Here is a 2,761-nt window from a genome sequence, read left to right on the forward strand (position 1 = left end):
GTCTCAGTCTCTTTTTTTATTTTTCAAGTCCATTCCTGCTGCTCCTAAGATCGCTCCTAGTAAAGCGAGTCCAAGTGCAGATTCCACTCCTGTTTCTGGAAGTTGCTTGTTAGAAGATACTGTTTCTGAACGAACCTCTTTTTCCACAGCTGCTGGAATTGTCGTTGGGATATTTACTGGTGCTACTGGTTGATCCTTCGCGATCACTTGAGGCGTTGACTGATCTGGAACCACTTTGTTTACAAGCACATCTGACTTCACTGGTGCTTCTACTGAAGGGCTTGTTGGGATCACGACTTCTTTGGTACCGACTTCAACAATTTCTGCAACAGGCTCTGTGGCAACTTCTGTAGCGATCACTTTTCGACTTTGATCAAGTGCCGAAACCTCTACATACTCAAGACCTTGCCCTTTAACCCCAGCCTGGATTACTCTGCGTTCTCCTTTAGCGAGATCTGGATTGGTCCGTTCCACAAGGTCAAAATCAAGTTCTTTTTCTACGATTTCAAGACTTGGTTTGTCTTCCACTAGGGCTTTGACGTCATTTTCAGCCAAGCTACCCACTTGTGTAATTGGCTTGAGCCCTGCAAGGGCTTGGGTCAGAGCAGCCACTTCTTGATCCACCTGATCTTGATGAGCACGACTCACATTCCAATTCAAGCTATCTAAGACTTTCGCAAGGGCTGCGCGAGATTCTGGTGTGTATATGTCTAGATCTGTTGGCACCGTAGCAACTGCTTTTCTAAGAGCAGTGAAGTCCGCCTTGAAATAGTCCTTGTTGTGGTTGGCAAAAGCTTCCATGAGATCAAAGACATTTTTTTCGATGTATTCTTCACTTGGGGTATCACACCAAACAGCTACCATGCTACCGACCATCGGCAAAGATGTTTCTGGATATGTTGTACTTGGGAGTTGTCTAAATGGGGTAGCAGCTGCATTGGCAATCGCTTTTTCAATATAACCACCACCCGTTTCAGGTGTTCTTCCCAAAACATAGTACCAGTCTCCGTTGGTATTGAGGAATTTATACCCCTTATCTGCCAAATACTGTGGAGATGCGAGGTTATAGCCCCACCATCCTTTAGACCAGTAGGAAATCAAGACGTCCTTGTCAAAGGCAACATCATCTTCATCTCCATAATAGAAGCCATCGTTAAAGGCCATTGGCTGCAAGCCTTTTTCACGCGCCATAGCTGCAAGACTATTGGAATACTCCGCAAATTTACCATAGAGGTCATACCACTTGAGGTAGTACCAGCCTTGCGCACTGGTAGCGTCATTGGCATATTCATCTGTTCCGTAGTTAAAGATCTTAGACTTGTCTTTGAAGTAGTCCATATACTTGCCAATCAAGGCTTTGGTAAAGTTGACTGCTGCTTCATTGGTCAAATCCATGGTTGTTTTTGAAACCGTATCAAAGCTGGCTTGTGGATTTTCAATGCCCAATTTTTCCATAGCCACCAACAAAGCATCCATGTGGCCAGGACTATTGACTGCAGCAATCAAGCCGATTCCTTTAGCAGTCGCATAAGCATGGAGTTCATCCATTTCTGCTTGGGTCAAAGCTTGACCATTTGGATCATCGTAATAGGCCTTGGTGCCTTCTAAAATGGCCTTTTTCACATCGTCACTGGCATAGGTTTTGCCATTGGCTTCCACCGTCATATCATCGAGTACGAAGCGCATACCATCGTTTCCGACAAGGAGGTGCAAGTCAGAATAACCCAGCTCACTGGCCTTATCTACGATCCGTTTCAACTGATCCAGTGAGAAGTATTTGCGGCCTGCATCGATCGAGATGACCTTCTTCATGGCGAGTTTTTCCGCTGCTTCTTTTGCTGCAACTTCTTTCGCGTAGCTTTCCGTATACACCAAAGCATCTTGAGCTGCTTTAAGATTGTCGATCAAGGTTTTGGCCTCTGCTCGAGTCGTGTCTGTTCCTGCCCCTTCTAATGCTTTTTTAGCTGCCGCAAAGGCTACTAGAGATTCCGGTGTATAGTGATCCAAATCAGTTGGAGCTTCTGAAAGAGCTTTTTCGACAACTTCAGGATCTGCTACAAAGTAGTCCGCATTATTGTCCGCGAAGGCATGCATGAGCTTAAAGAGAAGGTCTTTTTTGTAGGTTGCGGATGGCGTATCTGCCCAGGCAGCTACCATGCCACCGATAAAGGGCACCTTAGCCCCATCATTTTTTTGAACCACATCAATCGCTGACTTGGAAATTCCTTCGAGACCTTGATCCAGGTTGTACCAACCAGATCCAGCCTTGTCCCGTCCAAGCACATAATACCAGGCATCATTGGTATTAAGAATCTGATGACCTAGTTCAGACAAGAGTTTTGAAGAAGCGACATCATAGCCGTTCCAGCCACCTGTCCAGTAGGACACAATGATATCCTTGTCAAAAGTGCCATAGGAAGTATCGCCATTGTAGTAGATTCCGTCATTAAAGGCCATTGGTTTCATCTTGTGTTTTTTCACAATGGCTGCTAGATCATTGGCGTATTGGATGAATTTTTCATAGCCTTTTTCTGGATAGCCTTCACCTGGCCAATGCTTGCTAGCTTGGAGAACCTGCCAACCATGGGCATCTGTAGCATCATTGGCATATTCGTCCAAGCCGATGTTAAAGATGTCTGTCTTGCCACTGAAATAAGCCGCATACTTGTCTACCAAAGCTTTGGTAAAGTCTAAGGCTTTTTGGTTGTCCAAATCAACTGTCCGAGCTGATTTTTTAGTGCCAAAGTAATTAAAGTGAGGA

General features: G+C 45.1%; 1 protein-coding gene. It reads right to left on the reverse strand.

The annotated features are described in order from the left end of the window. Positions 1-3: 3 nt before the first annotated feature. Positions 4-2,761 (reverse strand): family 20 glycosylhydrolase (locus SPADD19_RS07220; protein ID WP_241496532.1); only part of this gene is annotated, 2,758 nt, incomplete at its 5' end.

Origin of the sequence: Streptococcus parasanguinis (genome assembly GCF_001578955.1) — a bacterium.
Taxonomy (GTDB): domain Bacteria; phylum Bacillota; class Bacilli; order Lactobacillales; family Streptococcaceae; genus Streptococcus; species Streptococcus parasanguinis_U.